General features: G+C 66.6%; 18 protein-coding genes. 10 read left to right on the top strand and 8 right to left on the bottom strand.

Translation table 11 applies throughout. The features are described 5' to 3' along the window. Positions 1-215: 215 nt before the first annotated feature. From OHQ90_RS13860 to OHQ90_RS13845, 4 genes are all read right to left on the bottom strand, one after another. Positions 216-1,115: a hypothetical protein gene (locus OHQ90_RS13860; protein ID WP_328410646.1), complete on the bottom strand. Its 900-nt coding sequence runs from the start codon at positions 1,113-1,115 to the stop codon at positions 216-218. After that, the gene (locus OHQ90_RS13855) at positions 1,112-1,456 is read right to left on the bottom strand and encodes a type VII secretion target (RefSeq protein WP_328410644.1); all 345 of its coding nucleotides are present in this window, start codon (positions 1,454-1,456) and stop codon (positions 1,112-1,114) included. Before OHQ90_RS13855 ends, OHQ90_RS13860 begins: the two co-directional genes overlap by 4 nt. A gap of 309 nt (positions 1,457-1,765) precedes the next feature. Beyond that, positions 1,766-2,926, bottom strand: a complete 1,161-nt coding sequence (hemW, locus tag OHQ90_RS13850) for a radical SAM family heme chaperone HemW (protein ID WP_328412826.1) — start codon at positions 2,924-2,926, stop codon at positions 1,766-1,768. A 214-nt stretch (positions 2,927-3,140) separates the two neighbouring features. Further along, entirely contained in the window at positions 3,141-3,548 is a 408-nt protein-coding gene (locus OHQ90_RS13845) for an SgcJ/EcaC family oxidoreductase (protein WP_328410642.1), read from the bottom strand. Between OHQ90_RS13845 and OHQ90_RS39380 the strand changes: the two genes are divergently transcribed. The 7 genes from OHQ90_RS39380 (at position 3,484) to OHQ90_RS13815 (ending at position 11,122) form a co-directional block, all read left to right on the top strand. Continuing rightward, positions 3,484-3,852, top strand: coding sequence for an Ms4527A family Cys-rich leader peptide (locus tag OHQ90_RS39380; protein WP_442941392.1), 369 nt, complete (start codon positions 3,484-3,486; stop codon positions 3,850-3,852). The genes OHQ90_RS13845 and OHQ90_RS39380 overlap by 65 nt on opposite strands. 134 nt (positions 3,853-3,986) lie before the next feature. Beyond that, a complete protein-coding gene (locus OHQ90_RS13840) occupies positions 3,987-5,798 on the top strand; it encodes a nitrite/sulfite reductase (RefSeq protein ID WP_328410641.1) in 1,812 nt (603 codons plus the stop codon). Positions 5,799-5,861: 63 nt separating this feature from the next. Continuing rightward, positions 5,862-6,608 carry a phosphoadenylyl-sulfate reductase gene (locus OHQ90_RS13835; RefSeq protein ID WP_328410639.1) on the top strand — a complete coding sequence of 249 codons (747 nt, stop codon included), beginning with the start codon at positions 5,862-5,864 and terminating at the stop codon, positions 6,606-6,608. Then, positions 6,587-7,567: a sulfate adenylyltransferase subunit CysD gene (gene cysD / locus OHQ90_RS13830; RefSeq protein WP_442941391.1), complete on the top strand. Its 981-nt coding sequence runs from the start codon at positions 6,587-6,589 to the stop codon at positions 7,565-7,567. Before OHQ90_RS13835 ends, cysD begins: the two co-directional genes overlap by 22 nt. Before the next feature lies 1 nt (position 7,568). Next, positions 7,569-8,864 carry a sulfate adenylyltransferase subunit 1 gene (locus tag OHQ90_RS13825; protein ID WP_328410636.1) on the top strand — a complete coding sequence of 432 codons (1,296 nt, stop codon included), beginning with the start codon at positions 7,569-7,571 and terminating at the stop codon, positions 8,862-8,864. Between the two features lie 370 nt (positions 8,865-9,234). Then, a complete protein-coding gene (locus OHQ90_RS13820; RefSeq protein ID WP_328410634.1) occupies positions 9,235-10,014 on the top strand; it encodes a sirohydrochlorin chelatase in 780 nt (259 codons plus the stop codon). A gap of 238 nt (positions 10,015-10,252) precedes the next feature. Continuing rightward, entirely contained in the window at positions 10,253-11,122 is an 870-nt protein-coding gene (locus OHQ90_RS13815) for a hypothetical protein (RefSeq protein WP_328410632.1), read from the top strand. 119 nt (positions 11,123-11,241) lie between these two features. Here OHQ90_RS13815 and OHQ90_RS13810 read toward each other — a convergent pair whose 3' ends face one another. Further along, a complete protein-coding gene (locus OHQ90_RS13810) occupies positions 11,242-11,877 on the bottom strand; it encodes a TetR/AcrR family transcriptional regulator (protein WP_328410630.1) in 636 nt (211 codons plus the stop codon). Positions 11,878-11,985: 108 nt separating this feature from the next. Between OHQ90_RS13810 and OHQ90_RS13805 the strand changes: the two genes are divergently transcribed. Further along, positions 11,986-13,401 (top strand): MFS transporter, encoded by a 1,416-nt coding sequence (locus tag OHQ90_RS13805; RefSeq protein WP_328410628.1) that lies wholly within the window; start codon positions 11,986-11,988, stop codon positions 13,399-13,401. A gap of 74 nt (positions 13,402-13,475) precedes the next feature. After that, positions 13,476-14,174: an SGNH/GDSL hydrolase family protein gene (locus OHQ90_RS13800; protein ID WP_328410627.1), complete on the top strand. Its 699-nt coding sequence runs from the start codon at positions 13,476-13,478 to the stop codon at positions 14,172-14,174. Positions 14,175-14,284: 110 nt separating this feature from the next. On the opposite strand, the gene OHQ90_RS13795 is transcribed toward OHQ90_RS13800, so the two are convergent. Together OHQ90_RS13795 and OHQ90_RS13790 are read right to left on the bottom strand one after the other, a co-directional pair. After that, the gene (locus OHQ90_RS13795; protein ID WP_328410625.1) at positions 14,285-14,707 is read right to left on the bottom strand and encodes a hypothetical protein; all 423 of its coding nucleotides are present in this window, start codon (positions 14,705-14,707) and stop codon (positions 14,285-14,287) included. Positions 14,708-15,005: 298 nt separating this feature from the next. After that, positions 15,006-15,947 carry a helix-turn-helix transcriptional regulator gene (locus OHQ90_RS13790; RefSeq protein ID WP_328410624.1) on the bottom strand — a complete coding sequence of 314 codons (942 nt, stop codon included), beginning with the start codon at positions 15,945-15,947 and terminating at the stop codon, positions 15,006-15,008. Positions 15,948-16,039: 92 nt separating this feature from the next. Between OHQ90_RS13790 and OHQ90_RS13785 the strand changes: the two genes are divergently transcribed. Continuing rightward, positions 16,040-16,444 (top strand): VOC family protein, encoded by a 405-nt coding sequence (locus OHQ90_RS13785; protein WP_328410622.1) that lies wholly within the window; start codon positions 16,040-16,042, stop codon positions 16,442-16,444. A gap of 112 nt (positions 16,445-16,556) precedes the next feature. On the opposite strand, the gene OHQ90_RS13780 is transcribed toward OHQ90_RS13785, so the two are convergent. Beyond that, positions 16,557-17,405 (bottom strand): HAD family hydrolase, encoded by an 849-nt coding sequence (locus OHQ90_RS13780; protein WP_328410620.1) that lies wholly within the window; start codon positions 17,403-17,405, stop codon positions 16,557-16,559. Positions 17,406-17,417: the final 12 nt, after the last annotated feature.

Below are 17,417 nucleotides of genomic sequence, written 5' to 3'. Positions count from 1 at the left end.
GCCGCCAGGGCACGACGAGCTGATAATCCACGCCACCCGACGACGTGGCGCGCGTCACAACAACTGTGCGGCGGTGATCGGCCGCCACCACGCCGGATGCTGTCTCGGAACGGACGGTCGATCAACGCGCGGCTATCCGATAGGCCGCGACGTCGCCGACGCGCTCACATCACCAATCACCCCGGCTCGCAGTCACATCCGCGGCGGTGTCGTCGCTAGGCCGGTGCCGGCTGCTGCTGATTCTCACTGGGCGTCAGGAGCTTCACGATGGCGTCCCCGATCACCTTGGCGAAGCCTGACAAGTCCGTGAAGGCTTCACCCATCTTGGTGAGCAGGGTCGCGATCTTGAATCCGTCCCTGGCGAAGCGGCCCATCACCTGAGCGATGACGGCCGGAGTCGCGCCGCCGAGGGTGCATGCGAGTTCGATGGTGTAGGCGATCAACGCACCGACCAGGCTGGCGACGATGTCACCGACCAGAGTTCGGACCGCTTTGACGATGGCGGCCGTCTGGTTCATGGTCTCACCCATACTCGCGGCGACTCCGCCCGCCGCACTGATGTGATCGATCAACTCGGTGGCCTTGGCCCGGTAGGCGTCACCGCTGGCACCGGTCCACGTCGCAATGTCCTTTTCCAGCCCGGTCTTCCAGTCGCCGCTGACTTCCACCAGTTTGCCCGCGATGTTGTTCCATGTTTTCGAGTACGCCTCGACCATGCCGGGACTGCCCGCCAACGCGTCGAGGGTCTTGCGGTACACATCGAGATGTTCGAGCATCCACCCGGCGATCTGCGAGCCGACGAAGCCGAACGGGTCGGTGACGGCCTCCTCGATATCGAGGCCGACCCCGATCGCGCCGAACACCGCGTCTGCGATCTTCGCCGAGCGCAGATCCGAGTACGCCGTCCAGGCATCACCGGCGACGGTGCCCCCGAGGACCTCGAGGACCCCTTTGTCATCTTTCTTCAGGCCGATTTTCGAGAAGGGGAAGAGCGTTTCGTTGAAATATTCTTCGCGGTAGTCAGTGCCTGCTTCTATGAGCTTGTTGTTCTCGGGCGCCGCCTGGTCGTCGAATCCCGGCGTGTTCTCATTGAGCCAATTGCCGATGCCGGTCATTTCCCACCCTTTTCGCCGATCGTCGCGCGCAACTCGTCGAGGTCCCTCTTGAACGCCTTGTCGTAGTCCTCGACTGTGCTGGCGACGGTGGCGAGCTTGTCCGGCAACTCGGCCACCTCACCTGCCAGCTTGCGGATGGCCTCGACAGCGCCCTGCTGGTTGTCGTCGATCACCATCTTGACGAACGGGCGCGGTATCGAGCCGAAGCCGTCATCGGCGGCACCGATATAACTCGCGGCTTCGAGCGCCGAGGTCATGCTTTCCAGCAGTGTCTTGACCTTCTCGGCGTGGCTGCGTACTTCGTCCGGATCGATCGATATGGCGTCCGCCGGAGATGTCATCGCCGCACCGCCCCGGACGGGCGCCGGTTGGACGATGTCTGGCCGGAATCGGCACCGAACATAACCTGCCTCCCTACTCTCGCGGCGGCCACCTGGGCGCCGCAGGATTCTCAACCTTCAGTCATGGGATTCGACGCAACTCGACGCCGTTCGGTTCCATCGATCTGCCCCGCTCTCAACTGCGGCCACCCTAGGACGCGCCGCGACCGCTGTCCAACGCGCACGAAGGAACAGCCCGATGCCCACGGAGGCAATGGATTCCGTTGCGGAATCGGCGCGCCAGCCGCACGCGAACAGCGGCGGCCCGGCTCAGTCCAGCAGCGTCCGCACCACACCGTCGGCGAGCAGGCGACCGCGATCGGTCAGCACCAGATGATCGCCCGAACGGACGGCGAGGCGGTCGGCGACAACACGTTCGGCCGCCGCGGTTTCCACCGCGTTCAGCTCGGCCAACGGCAGTCCGCTGCGCAGCCTGGCCGCCAGCATGACGCGTTCGGTGTGGCGCTCCTCGTCGGTCAGTTCCTCCCAGCCCGCGGCAGGCAGGCCGCCGAGCGCGACGCGATCGGCATACCGTGCGGGGTGCTTCACGTTCCACCATCGGACGCCGCCGACGTGGCTGTGCGCGCCGGGGCCTGCGCCGAGCCAGTCGCCACCGTCCCAATAGCCGAGGTTGTGTCTGCAGCGCGCGGAATCGCCTGCGGCCCAATTGGATACCTCGTACCAGGTGAGTCCGGCCGCGCTCAGTCGCGCGTCGATGCGTTCGTAGCGGGCGGCGAGCACGTCGTCGTCGGGAGCGGGCAGTTCGCCGCGGCGGACGCGGCGGGCGAGGGCGGTGCCGTCCTCGACAATGAGCGAATACGCCGAGACGTGGTCGACGCCGGCGCTGAGTACCGCGTCGAGGCTGGCGTCGAGGTCGCCGTCGCGCTCGCCGGGGGTGCCGTAGATCAGGTCGAGGTTCACGTGGTCGAATCCGGCCGCGCGCGCTTCCCTGGCTGCGGCGACGGCCCGGCCGGGAGTGTGTGTGCGGTCCAACACCTTCAGCACGTGCTGTGCCGCCGACTGCATACCGAGCGACACTCTGGTGAATCCGGCCGCGCGGATCCGCTCGAAGAATTCGGGCGAGGTCGACTCCGGATTCGACTCGGTGGTCACCTCGGCATCGGACTCGAGGGTGAAGTTCGCCCGCACCGCATCGAGGACCGCGGCGAGCCCGTCACCGCCGAGCAGCGAGGGCGTGCCACCGCCGACGAAGATGGTGGCCACCTTCGGAGTCGCCGTCGGCAACGCGGCAAACCGCTCGGCCGCCGTGGCGAGTTCACCGCGCAGCGCCTCCAGCCAGGACTGCGGCGATGCCGACGTACCGAGCTCCCCCGCCGTGTAGGTGTTGAAGTCGCAGTACCCGCACCGCGTCGCACAGAACGGCACGTGCACATAGATCCCGAATGCCCCGCCCCCGAAATCACGCAGCACGAGGTCAGCAGTCTCGGCATCGGTCGCGGTAGCAGCAGAACTCACCCCACCAGTGTGAACGCCGCCCACTCGGCCTTCGCCACGGGGCAGCCCGACCGCCGGCCTGACACGCAGGACACCGCGACCATCATCGAGATCCGCCGCCTTGCGGGTGCCGGGAAGAGGACGGATCTCGATACAGGTGCGGCCGTGGACCCGGTATCGACGGCGGGCGTCAGGAATCGGCGACCACGGTGTTCTGGTTGGCGGTGAGCAGCCAGCGGCCGTTTTCTTTGGACATGACGTACATGGGGCTGCCCTGGCCGGCCTGCTGGCCGTCCTCTGCGAAGTAGCGCTGGACGACTTTGACGGCAGCGACGTCAGGGCGGATGAACAGCACGTGTTCGACCTCGTAGGTCGCGGTGCCCGTACGCATCGCGCCGGGCAATACCTGGGCCGTGAATTCGGCGATGGCGGTACGACCGAACAGGCGTCTGCCGCCGCCGGTGGTCCAGATAGCGTCGGCACGGAACAAGCCGACGAATTCGTCGACGAGTTCGTTCTGCTGGGAATGCTGAATGGTGGCGACCACCTGGCGGATCGCTTCGATGTCGGTGTCTACTTCGACGGCGGCTGTGCTCATGGCACCGAGCCTGCTACCTCGAGTTAACTTCAGGTCAATGGATGTGCGCCAGTTCACGGTGAACCCATCCGACGTATCACCGCCCGCATTCGTACCGCGAACTATGACAGCCATCACAGTTGTCACCATCGGTCCAGGGAATTTCCCTCGAATCTGCGGGAAATATGGCCGCACGGTCGGAACGTCCACCCTGACGTGGCACAATAGGCGCATGCGCGGATCCGGAGTACGACTTGTGGCACGTCGCCACGTCGACTTCAAGCGCGTCTGTAGCGCCTGCTGTCTCCCCGATTGTCCCCGGTAGTTCAGCGGCGCGCATTCCCGGGTCTCCCCGGCGATCTTCCGATTTCGATGACATCGGCCCGCTGATACCGCAGGCGTGAGTCAGCCCCTCGCGCCCTCAGCACGGATGTTCACTCACCCCGCAGGAGCGACCCCATGACGTCGAGCACCGACGCCGGTCCAACCGATCAGCCTTCGCCGGAGTCCCGGCCCGGGCATCACACCCGCCCGGACCGCCCGGCCTCCGAGCGACGCGTGCGGCCGGACCGGCCACGCGCCGAGGCCGGTGCCGCCCCGCGCGCCCGCACCGGTAAACCCGTTCGCCGCAAGGCGGAGGGCCAGTGGGCGCTGGGCTACCGCGAGCCGCTGAACCCGAACGAGCAGTCCAAGAAAGACGACAACCCGCTCAACGTCCGCGCCAGGATCGAGAACATCTACTCGAAGCAGGGCTTCGACAGCATCGATAAGGGCGATCTGCGTGGCCGGTTCCGCTGGTGGGGTCTCTACACCCAGCGCGAGCAGGGCTACGACGGCAGCTGGACCGGCGACGAGAACATCGACATTCTCGAGGCCAAGTACTTCATGATGCGCATCCGCTGCGATGCGGGCGCGCTCAATGTCGAGCAGCTGCGCACCCTCGGCCAGATCTCCACCGAGTTCGGCCGCGACACCGCCGACCTGTCCGACCGCGAGAACGTCCAGTACCACTGGATCGAGGTGGAGAACGTCCCCGAGATCTGGAAGCGGATCGAGGCGGTCGGGCTGAAGACCACCGAGGCGTGCGGCGACTGCCCGCGTGTGGTGCTCGGTTCCCCGCTGGCCGGTGAGTCGCTGAACGAGATCATCGACCCGACGCCCGCGATCGACGAGATCGTGCGCCGCTACATCGGTAAACCGGAGTACTCCAACCTGCCGCGCAAGTTCAAGTCCGCGATCTCGGGCCAGCAGGACGTGGTGCACGAGATCAACGACATCGCCTTCATCGGTGTGAACCACCCCGAGCACGGACCGGGTCTCGACCTCTGGGTCGGCGGCGGTCTCTCGACCAACCCGATGCTGGCTCAGCGGGTCGGCGCGTGGGTGCCGCTCGACGAGGTGCCGGACGTGTGGGAGGCCGTTGTCTCGTTGTACCGCGACTACGGCTACCGCAGGCTGCGCACCAAGGCCAGGCTGAAGTTCCTCATCAAGGACTGGGGCATCGAGAAGTTCCGCCAGGTGCTCGAGGACGAGTACCTGAAGCGCAAGCTGATCGACGGTCCCGCGCCGGAACAGCCGACCAAGCCGATCGACCACGTCGGCGTGCAGAAGCTGCGCAACGGGCTCAACGCCGTCGGCTTCTCCCCCATCGCGGGCCGGGTGTCGGGCACGATCCTGACCAAGGTCGCCGACGCGGCGGCCAAGGTCGGCTCGGATCGGATCCGGTTCACGCCGTACCAGAAGCTGATCGTGCTCGACGTCGCCGACGACAAGGTCGACGAACTCATCGACGAGCTGGCACCGCTGGGCCTGCAGGCCCGCCCGTCGCTGTGGCGGCGCAACCTGATGGCCTGCTCCGGCATCGAGTTCTGCAAGCTCTCCTTCGCCGAGACCCGCAAGCGATCCCAGGTGCTCGTTCCCGAGCTCGAGGAGCGGCTCGCGGATCTCAATGCGCAGCTGGATGTTCCGGTGACCATCAACATCAACGGCTGCCCGAACTCGTGCGCGCGCTCACAGATCGCCGACATCGGGTTCAAGGGTCAGCTCATCGATGACGGCAGCGGGAATCACGTCGAGGGCTTCCAGGTTCACCTGGGTGGCAGCCTCGGATTCGACAGCGCTTTCGGGCGCAAGCTGCGCCAGCACAAGGTGACCAGCGACGAACTCGGTGACTACATCGAGCGGGTGGTGCGCAATTTCATCAAGCACCGCGAGGACGGCGAACGGTTCGCGCAGTGGGCGGTTCGCGCCGACGAGGCCGACCTGAAGTGATGAGCGCGGCGAACAGCGGCGATCGGGCAGAGCTGTGCGACGGCTCGGTACGGGAGATCTGACATGACAACACAGTTGGTGGGCAAGCTGTCCGAGGACGAGCTGCGGGCGATCGCCGAGCGCGGCGCCGCGGAGCTCGACGGCGCTTCGGCCGCGGAACTGCTGCGGTGGACCGAGGACAACTTCGGCACCGGGTCGAACGGAGCGCAGGGCGATCGCGCCGGCTACATCGTCGCCTCGAACATGCAGGACGGCGTGCTGGTTCACCTTGCCGCGCAGGTCCGTTCGGGAGTCGAGGTGTTGTTCCTCGACACCGGCTACCACTTCGCCGAAACCATCGGCACCCGGGACGCGGTCGAGGCCGTGTACGGCGTGAACGTGATCAATGTGCGGCCCGAGCATTCGGTGACCGAACAGGATCAGCTGCTCGGCAAGGATCTGTTCGCGCGCGATGCCGCCGAGTGCTGCCGGCTGCGCAAGGTAGTGCCGCTGAAGAAGTCGCTCGCCGGCTACAACGCCTGGGTCACCGGCATCCGCCGGGTGGAAGCACCGACTCGGGCCAACGCGCCACTCATCTCGTTCGACGAGGCGTTCGGCCTGGTGAAGATCAATCCGATCGCCGCCTGGTCCGACGACGAGATGCAGGCCTACATCGAGCAACACGGCATCCTCGTCAATCCTCTGGTGGAAGAGGGATATCCGTCCATCGGCTGCGCTCCGTGCACACGGAAGCCGGAGCCGGGTTCCGATCCGCGAAGCGGCCGCTGGGCCGGCCTCGCCAAGACCGAATGCGGGTTGCATCAGTCATGACCGAAACCATCGTGGGTGAATTTGTGAACGAATCATCGAACACCGCCGAACGTGCCCTTGGCATTACCGAATTCGACACCCTCGCGGCGCTCGAATCCGAGTCGATCCATATCTTCCGTGAGGTGGCAGGCGAATTCGAGCGGCCGGTGATCCTGTTCTCCGGCGGCAAGGACTCGACGGTGCTGCTGCATCTGGCGCTGAAGGCCTTCTGGCCTGCGCCGCTGCCGTTCGCGCTGCTGCACGTGGACACCGGGCACAACCTGCCGGAGGTGCTGGAATTCCGCGACAAGATCGTCGAGAAGTACGGTCTGCGGTTGCACGTCGCGAAGGTCGAGGACTATCTCGCCGACGGACGGCTGGCCGAGCGGCCCGACGGCATCCGCAACCCGTTGCAGACCGTCCCGCTGCTGGACGGCATCGCCGAGCACCGCTTCGACGCGGTATTCGGCGGCGGCCGCCGCGACGAGGAACGCTCCCGCGCCAAGGAGCGAATCTTCTCGCTGCGCAACGCCTTCGGACAGTGGGATCCCAAGCGGCAGCGTCCCGAGCTGTGGAACCTGTACAACGGGCGGCACGCACCCGGCGAGCACGTGCGGGTGTTCCCGCTGAGCAACTGGACCGAGCTCGACATCTGGCGCTACATCGCGCGCGAGGACATCGACCTGGCGAGCATCTACTACACCCACGAGCGCCCGGTGTACCAGCGCGACGGCATGTGGATGACGCCCGGCGTGTGGGGCGGCCCACGCGAGGGCGAGGTGCTGGAGACCCGTTCGGTGCGCTACCGCACCGTCGGTGACGGATCCAGCACCGGCGCAATTCTTTCCGAGGCGGCCGACAACGAGGCGATCCTCGCCGAGGTGGCCGCCTCCCGATTGACCGAACGCGGTGCGACGCGTGGTGACGACCGAGTGTCGGAAGCCGCGATGGAGGACCGCAAGCGAGAGGGTTATTTCTGATATGTCCGACCTATTGAGGCTGGCCACCGCCGGTTCTGTCGACGACGGCAAGTCCACTCTGGTCGGACGCCTGCTCTACGACACGAAGTCCGTGCTCGCCGATCAGATCGACGCCGTCACTCGCGCGTCGGTGGACAAAGGTCTGGCCACTCCGGATCTTTCGCTGCTCGTCGACGGGCTGCGGGCCGAACGCGAGCAGGGCATCACGATCGATGTCGCCTACCGCTACTTCGCTACGCCGCAGCGGTCTTTCGTGCTCGCGGACACCCCCGGGCATGTGCAGTACACCCGCAATACCGTGTCGGGCGCGTCCACCGCACAGCTGGTGATCCTGCTCGTGGATGCCCGCAAGGGTGTCATCGAGCAGACCCGTCGCCACGCCGCGGTGCTCGCACTGCTCGGCGTGCCCAAGCTGGTGCTCGCGGTGAACAAGATCGACCTGGTCGATGACGCCGCGACCGTGTTCGCCGAGATCTCCGCCGAGTTCAATCAGCTCACCAGCACGCTCGGGTGGGCGAGCGAGGACGTGCAGGAGATCCCGGTGTCCGCGCTGAACGGCGACAATATCGCCACCCGCTCGGCGAACACCCCGTACTACGACGGACCTTCGCTGATCGAGCATCTGGAGTCGGTGCCGGTGGATGCCGACAGCTCGGGTGCGCACGCGCTCGGGCTGCGTTTCCCCGTGCAGTACGTGATCCGGCCGCGCACCGCCGAATACCCCGACTACCGCGGTTACGCCGGTCAGATCGCAGCGGGTTCGGTCGCACCCGGCGACGAAATCGTGGTGCTGCCTTCGGGTATCCGTTCCACGGTCGAGCGGGTCGACACCCCCGACGGCGAACTCGCGGTGGCACAAACCGGGCGCAGCGTCACGCTGATACTCGCCGACAATGTGGACATTTCCCGCGGCGACATCATCGCCTCGGTGGCCGACGCCCCCGAGCCGATCGATGCCTTCGATGCGACCGTGTGCTGGTTGGGCGACCGGCCGCTGCGCCCCGGCGCCCGGCTGCTGCTCAAGCACGGCACCCGCACCACCCAGGCCATCGTCGGCGCCCTGCTGGAGCGGTTCGACGAGCAGCGCCTGATCGCTGACCCGAACCCGGAGTCGCTGGAACTCAACGACATCGGCCGCATCTCCGTGCGCGTCGCCGAGCCCGTCGCGGCCGACGACTACCGCGTGAACCGGCACACCGGCAGCTTCCTGCTCATCGACCCCGCAGGCGGCAACACCCTGGCCGCAGGCCTGGTCGGCGACGTGCTGTCGGCCGTCGAGGTCGGTACCGGGGTCTGATATGCGGTCCGCGCCAGCTCTTTTCGACCCCGCGCAGGCGCGGACCGCTGCCACACCGCACACCTCGTTCGGTCTCCCCGCATCGACGCACACCGCCACGGCCCTGTGCGCTTGCGAACCGATCGAGCCCACGCCAAAGCAGGCCGCCGCAACGCCCTCGGCCAATTCCACGCTCGCCGTGTCGACACCGACGTGGACTGCTGAGACCCACCCGCCGGCGCCTTACGTCGATCTCTCCACGTCGACTCGGCCAGGTGCGAAACTCCACGCACCCGCGGCGACGTTCCCGACGGCCGCTTGGACGGCGGCACCGCGACCGGCACTGATCGCCGTTGCCCACGGCAGCCGCGACCCGCGCTCGGCCGCAACCATGTCCGATGTCGTCGCGCTGATCGCCGCCGCGCGCCCGGACGTCGACGTGCGGCTGGCGTTTCTCGATCTGAGCACCCCTTCGGTCGAGCAGGTCGTCGATGCCGTCGCGGCAGACGGCCACACCCATGCCGTGGTCGCACCCCTATTGCTCGGCAATGCCTTCCACGCCCGAATCGACCTACCCGGTCTCCTGGACACCGTCCGCACCCGCCACCCCCGCCTTCACCTCACCCAGGCCGACGTCCTCGGCCCCGACCCCCGCCTCGTCGCCGCGCTCCGCGACCGAGCTCTGGAAGCCCTCGCTTCCCACCCCGCCGGCGCCCCGTACCTCGCCGATGGCCACCCGGTGAGTGGCACATGGCTGCGGCATATCGCGACAGACGCCCATGATGGCGTGCCACTCGGCACCCGCACGGAGCCACTCGCGCGAGTCGGGATTGCGGTGGCGGCGGTGGGGTCGTCGTCGGGGGCGGCCAATGGACGGACGGCGCTGGTTGCGCAGCGGCTGTCCGCTGTGACGGGGTGGCGCACCGAGATCTGCTTCGCCACAACCGAACCCGGTGTCACCGAGGCGGTTTCGCGCCTCCGGTCACGCGGGGCGGACCATGTCCTGGTAGTCCCCTGGTTCCTGGCCCCAGGCCTGCTCACCGACCGACTGGCGGCCGGCGCACCGGAACTCGTCCACGCCGAGGTCATCGGCGCGCACCCCGCCCTCGCCGACATCGTGTGGAACCGCTACGACGCCGCCTTCGCATCCACATTGACCCTCTCGGCCTGAACGAGAGCTCGTCGACGCCGAGGTCAACGGCCGGAACCTCGCTCTCGCCGGCAAGTCGGGACGCCGCGCACCAGTGATGTATTCCGTTGCGCCGACCACTGATCGATGGTGCGACCTGCGCGGCCGACGATGCAGAACCCGCGTGAGACACCTCACACGAGCCAGCCTTGCTTGATACCCCCATGGGGTATATTTTCGATTCTGTCGGAACGAAGAACAAGATCAGAGAGGCCGAGCAATGAGCACTCAGGCGAATACCGCGCACAACACCCCCGTGGACCATGAGGCCACCGCCGACCCTTCGACGCACGCGACTTCTGACACCCACGCGGGTCATGACATCCACGCAGGCCACGGCGACCACAGCGCTCATGCGGCGACGGGGCCCGGCGGGCTGCAGATCACCCAGGATGGGTACACGTTGGAGTTGGCGAGCACGATTGCGCAGGCGGGTGAGATCGACTTCCGGTTCCGGATTGTCGGGCCCGACGGGCTGCCGGTCACCGAGTACGCATCAATCCATGACAAGGAGTTGCATCTGATCGTTGCGCAGCGGGAGCTGACCGGGTTCTGGCATGTACATCCCGAGCGTGCCGCCGACGGCACCTGGTCGGTGCGGCTGAATCTGCCTGCGGCGGGGGCATATCGGGTGTTCACCGATATCGCGCCGCGAGCACTCGGGCGAACGATCACACTGGGTGCGGATCTCGCGGTCGCGGGTGACTACGCGCCGCAGCCCACACCGGAGGTGGCTCGCACCTACGTGGTGGACGGATACGAGGTTGCACTGGATGGAGAGCTGGTTCCCGGTGCCGGCCGCCTGATCACGCTCACTGTGCGCAAGGACGGCGAGCCGGTCACCGACCTGCAGCCCTATCTCGCCGCATTCGGGCACCTCGTGGTGCTACGCGCGGGTGACCTCGCCTACGTCCACGTCCACCCGAACGGCGAACCCGGCGACGGAGTCACCGCGCCCGGCCCCGAAATCACCTTCCACACAGTGGTTCCCGGCCCCGGCACCTACCGTCTCTTCCTCGATTTCAAGCACGGCGACACCGTCCGTACCGCCGCATTCACCCTGGCCACCACTGCCACCCACGAACACTGAACCACTGCGGGTGCAGGGCTCCAAACGAGATCCGAAATGCTCACCACTACTGAAATATCCGCGAGCGGGCGCCCATTATCGGGCGCCCGCTTCGGTTTTCGCCGATCGAGGTCGGCCGATCAGCGCGCCGGCTCACCCATGAGGTTGTCGACGATGGCACGAGCGGCGGCGACACCCCAGTCCTCGCCCATCTGCTGGGCGGTGTTGGCGGCGCTGAGCACGGCCTCGATTTCGAAGGCGATGACATCCGCGTTGCGCTCGCCGAGATGACCTTGCTCCTGGGCCCGGCGAATCTCTTTCGCCAGGAACGCGAGCCAGTCCCTACGGTCCTCGGCGATGGCGTCACGGACCGGGCCCGGCTTGCTGTCGAATTCGGCGATGGTGGCGACGCGAAAACATCCGCCGGGGAAGGTCGGGTCGGTGATGTGTTCGAACCACAGCTCGATCAGGACCCGGAGGCGGTCGTAGCCCCGCGGCTGGGACATGCTCGGCGCGATGACCCGCTCGATGAAGGCTTCGCGGGCCGACTTCACCGCGGCTACCTGCAGCGCCTCTTTGGTCCCGAACAAGGTCGCAATGCCGCTCTTACTCAGGCCGAGATCGGCGGCGAGCCTGCCGATGCTGACCCCGGTCAACCCTTCGACGGAGGCCACTTCCACGGCGTGCCTGGCGATAGCCGCCCTGGCCCGTGCGCCCTTGGCCAGGCGCTGGTCGGTGCCGGGCAGCAGCTCTGGAGGGGTTGTCGACTCAGCCATGACTGCCATTGTTCCACCTAGGGGTTGCAAATACGAACGTACGGTCGTACGTTAATTGCACGAACGATCGTACGCTTTGTTCGTCCTCCTCGCTAAAGGATCTCCCCCATGACCGAAGTGACCGCGCGGATCGACAACCCGCCGACCACGAACACCGCAGCGCGCACCCTCCTGATCGCATCCGGCGCCGCGTTCATCGCCTTCCTCGACCTTTCCGTCGTCAACATCGCCTTCCCCTCGATCGCTCGTGACTTCCCCAGCACCCCGGCCACCACGCTGACCTGGATCGTCAGCGGCTATGCAGTCGCGTTCGCCGCGCTGCTCACCCCGGCGGGCCGGTTCGCGGACACCCTCGGCAGGCGCAAGCTCTTCTTGATCGCCATGGCCGGTTTCGCGCTGACCTCCCTACTGTGCGGACTCGCGCCGAGCGCGCCATGGCTGATCGCCGGCCGCCTACTCCAGGGTGCGACAGCGGCACTCATGGTGCCGTCCGCGCTCGGGCTCGTACTGAGCGTCACTCCCCGCGAGAAGATCGGTGCGGCGATCGGAGCCTGGTCTGCCGCAGGCGGATTCGCCGCCGTAGTCGGTCCCGCGATCGGCGGTGCGTTGGTCGAGACGTTCGGCTGGCGCTCGGTATTCATGATCAATATCCCGATCGCGATCGCGCTCATCGTGCCCGGTCTGCGCATTCCGGTGCCCGACACCCGGCAGCCGGGCGGCGCCATGCCCGACCCGCTCGGCACGATCGCCATCGCGCTCGGACTCGGCGGCCTTGTCGTCGGAGTCACCGAGGGACAAGAGTGGGGTTGGAACGCACCGGTCACGCTGATCGCGCTGATCGGCGGAGCCCTGCTGTTCCTCGCCGCACTGCTCCGCTCGACCCGGCACCACAATCCCGCCATCACCGTCCGGTTGTGGCGCAGCAGGCCGTACGCGCTCGCTACGGCTTCGACCTTCGTGTTCGGCGGGAGCATGTTCGCCTGGCTCTTGGCGGGACCGCTTTTCCTGGATGCGATTTGGCAGTACTCGGTGCTGGAATCGGCCGGCGCGCTGACCGTCGGCGCGGTGTCCTCGATGGTGACCGCCACCATTGCCGGTCGTATCACCTCCCCCACCACGCGGCGCTGGGTCGGCGTGCTCGGCGCGCTGATGTACACCGCCACCACGGCGTGGATGAGTACTGATGCATTCGGTTCGACACCGGCGCTGTGGTCGGCCTGGATCCCTGCGGGACTGCTCGGCGGCGGCGGCGTCGGGATCGTCGTCACGGTGCTCGGCACGGCTGCGGCGAGTTCTCTTCCGCCGCAGGAGTTTGCCGCGGGTATCGGGATGAACCTGACCGCGCGACAGGTCGGCGGTGCGCTGGGCATCGCGGTGCTGGCCGCAGTGTTCGCGGCGCATCCCGGCGATCCGCTCGGCGGATTCCATACCGTGTTCGCCGTCTCCGCGGCCATCGGCGTTGCGGCTGCGCTGCTCATCGCGATCCCGAGTCGCACGCCCGCTACCGCACCCGCGACACAGTAGGAGCAAGCATGCCGCACCACAGCATTCGGCCCGCCGACGTCGCCGAACACTCAGCTCGAGAATTGGGAGTCACCGTGACCGACAACATTGTTCGTACTGAAGCCGACGACCCTATGCTGCTGCCCGCCGATGAAGCGCGGCGCCTACTGGTCGGCGCACCGTGGCAGCGTTACGCGGTGCTCGGTGACTCCATCGCCCAGGGCGTCGGCGATCCGAGCCCCGGCTATACGAGCACCGCGTGGGCCGACCGTGTCGCGGGAACGCTTTCGTCGGTGAATCCCGGTCTGGCGTATCTGAATACCGGCCGGATCGGCGCCACCACCGCACAGGTGCTTGCCGAGCAACTGCAGCCGGTTCTCGATTTCGAGCCCGACCTGGTGCACCTGAATTGCGGCGGCAATGATTTGTTCCTGCCCGGCGGCAGTGTCGAGGAGTTGCGCACGAATCTCGATGCGCTCTTCGGCGCGCTGGCCCGCAGCGGCGCTCAGGTGTGCACGTTCACGCTGGCCGATGTGTGGGAGGTGGAGCGAATGCGTCCGATGCGTCCGATGCGGGATCGGATGGCAGCACTCAATGATGTTGTGCGTGAAATGGCCGCGCGCTATGACGCGATCCTGGTGGAATTCTGGGATCACCCACTGCGGTTGCGCCCCGACGTAATGAGCGCCGACCTCATCCACTTCACGATGAGCGGACATGCCGTGGTGGCAGCCGAGATGGTGCGCGCACTCCACAGCCGCTTCTCCACGCGCGCCGAAGAGCACGCACACTAATTACCCGCACGGCCATACTTATTCGAAGAATGTGCCCCGCAACGACACTGGGCCGTGCCAGGACATTTCTGTCCGGACACGGCCCAGCGTTCGCTAATTCGCCCCCGGAATCAGGGCAGCACCTGCGGCACCATCTCCGGAGCGAGCGCACCGACCAGCAGACCGATGACCGTGCCCCACAGCGCACCGTTCAGTGCACCGCTGATCGCACACGGGATCGCGCCGACGATGAAGGCGGGCAGGCACGCGACACCCGCGAGGACGCCCGAGCCTGCGGCGCCCGCGAGAGCACCGCCCGCCGCACCGTTGGCCAGCGGATCGTGGTTTGTCGCTTCCGGATTGGTCGCGATCTCTTCCAACGGGATCCCGGCGGCCACCGGCGCAACGACCGGCTCGGCGACCAACTGCACAACCGGTGCAGGTGCCGGAGCCAGCTGCCCCGGATCGGCCGATGCCACACCGGCGACGGTGACCGCAACCGCCAACGGCATCGCCGCGGCAACCAGCTTGTTCACAAAGGTCCGACGGACCATGTCTTTCTCATTTCTCCCCGACCCCCGATATCGAATCGAACGTCTCCGAATTGCCGTTCGGCTCAGGATGATCCGAACAGCTCAACGTAACGGACGACTGTTCAGATTTCAAACCGTTCTGCCGCAACCCTTTTCAGGCCAGGGAACCCCGCCGCCGAGATCACGGCGGCACTCCGCCGAATCAGATCGGGCACGACCGCGCCGATCGAGAATCCCTGGGCCACATCAATTCATTGCCGATGATTCGAAGACGAAATCTTGATGATTCGATGTGCAGGACTCATTCTGCGAATCCGATTCAGGTCCGATATCTGTTGACGAGTTCGGTGCCGAGTACCGCAAGCTGGTCACGCACCGACTGCGGACCGAGCACTTCTATTTCGGCCCCCCAGCCCGCCAACTGCTGGGCGATCATGCGCGGTGTCGGCGCGGTGACACAGACTTGGATGCGGCCGTCCTCGACCGGGCCGTCCACCACACAGTGCCTACCCTGCTGATTGCGCAAGACGGGCACTAGATGCTCCGCGATCAAGGCGGTTGCGGAGGTGGCTGCCCGACGTTGCTCCATCTCGCCGACCACTTCGCCCCATGCCTCGGACAGATCGAAATCGGCGGGGCGAGGGGCTGTTTCGTCGGTGACGAGCGCGTCGAGGATGCGGTCCACACGGAAGGTGCGCTTACCGCGATCGGTGCCCGCGATGAGGTACCAGGTGCCGTCTTTGTCGACCAGACCCCACGGATCGACCAGCCGCTGCGTTTTCTCACCCTTGCGGTCGTAGTCCAGGCGCACCTTGCGGCGCTCGACGACGGCCCGCTGCAACCGGGTGACCATTTCCGGGCGCGTCGGATCATGGGCGCCCCAGCGCGCGGGATCGATGGCCACGGCGTCGGCCGCGGCCTGCGCATCGTCGCGAAAGGTCTGCGGCAGGGCGCGCACCAGCTTCCGTAGCGCGGACTTCAGTTCGGGTACCGCGTTCGCCGACGGGCCTGCCAGGAGGAACAGTGCGCGCGCTTCCGATTCGTTCAGGCCGCTGAGATCGGTGCGTGCGCCGCCGATCAAGGACCAACCGCCGCCGCGCCCCATCTGCGGGTACACCGGAACCCCCGCCGCCGACAGCGCTTCGAGGTCGCGGCGCGCGGTGGCGACCGAGACCTCGAGTTCCTCGGCGATCTCCGCCGCCGTCACCCGTCCACGCGCCTGCATCAACAGCAGGGTCGCCACCAATCTGTCCGCTCGCATGTTTTCATTCTGCCCGTAAAAGTGCTCATTCCGTGAGCACTTTGGGTTGGATGATGGTTTGTACCAGAAGACGAACACCGAAGGAGACCGAAATGCTGCGTGGAATGGCGACCGTGACGTACTGGGCCGAAGACTTCGAGGGCGCGAAGGACTGGTACACCGAACTGCTCGGCGTCGAGCCCTACTTCCACGTGCCCGGCGCGTACTACGAGTTCCGCATCGGCGACTACCAACACGAACTCGGCATCCTCAACCGGCAGTTCGCTCCGGAGGGCGCACCCACCGAGCCAGGTGGCCAGGTCTTGTACTGGGCCGTCGACGACCTGCAGGCCGCCCTGGATCGGCTGATGGAACTGGGCGCGAAGGAGTACCAGCCGGTCCGGACACTCACCCAGGGATTCGCCGTCGCCTCCGTGGTCGACCCGTTCGGCAACGTGCTCGGCGTGATGAGCAACCCGCACTACATGGAGGTGCTGGCCGAGACCGCACCCGCGTAGCCGACTCGGGCAGTAGTCATCGGCGGTAGTGAAATGACGGTTGCGTCAGTCTCTTCGAGCCGCCATTTCACTACCCTCCCCGAAAACGACGGTGTCCGACAAGGCCGGTTCGTCAAGCGCCGAACCAGCGCTCGAGCACCTTTGCGACGCCGTCGTCCATGACGTCGTCGGCGATTTCATCGGCGAGTACTCGAATTTCGTCGGGTGCGTTTGCCATCGCCACGGAATGTCCGGCCCAGCGCAGCATTTCGCGGTCGTTGTAGCCGTCTCCGATCGCCAGGGTTGCGGCGCGTGGGATGCCGAGGGATGTGCGCAGGCGTTCCAGGGCCCAGCCCTTCGAGACACCCTGGCGCGAGACCGTCAGCCACGGACCGAATTCACCGTGTACCCAGCTCGCGCCGGGCACCTGCAGCGAACTGAGCAATCGCAGCATTTCCTCCAGCGAGCCGTCGGGCCACCAGCCGTTCAGTCGCGGCGTCGGCTCCTTGCTCAATTCACCGTCGTCGACCAGCAGGTATTCACCGATAGAGAACTCCCCCGGGCTGATACCGGTCGCCCAGGTGCCGATGCCGACCTTCTCCACCGCGAAGATCATGTCCGGGAACAGCGCGCGCAAAGCGGTGACGGCGGGCGCCGGATCGAACGCCTGCACGGTGACCGGCTCGCGCCTCGCCACATCTATGTGGACGGCGCCGTTGGAACACAGCGCATGCCCTTCTATCAGTCCGATCTGCTCCAACACTGGACGCGTTGTCAGCAACGTCCGTCCGGTCGTCACGACCACATGCGCACCCGCCGCGACCGCTGCCCGCACGGCATCGGTCACCCGTTCGGAGACCGGCGATCCCGTCTGCAGCAGCGTCCCGTCCACATCCAGCGCAATCAGCTGGGGTCCCCCGACTACAACCACCCACCCATTGTGCATCGGCGCGCCGCCGGGCGTCATCCGGTCAATTGTCACCGGACTTCCACG

Source organism: Nocardia sp. NBC_00403 (assembly GCF_036046055.1).
Taxonomy (GTDB): domain Bacteria; phylum Actinomycetota; class Actinomycetes; order Mycobacteriales; family Mycobacteriaceae; genus Nocardia.
The sequence above is the reverse complement of the archived record's forward strand: the minus strand, read 5'-3'. Positions and strand labels throughout refer to the sequence as shown.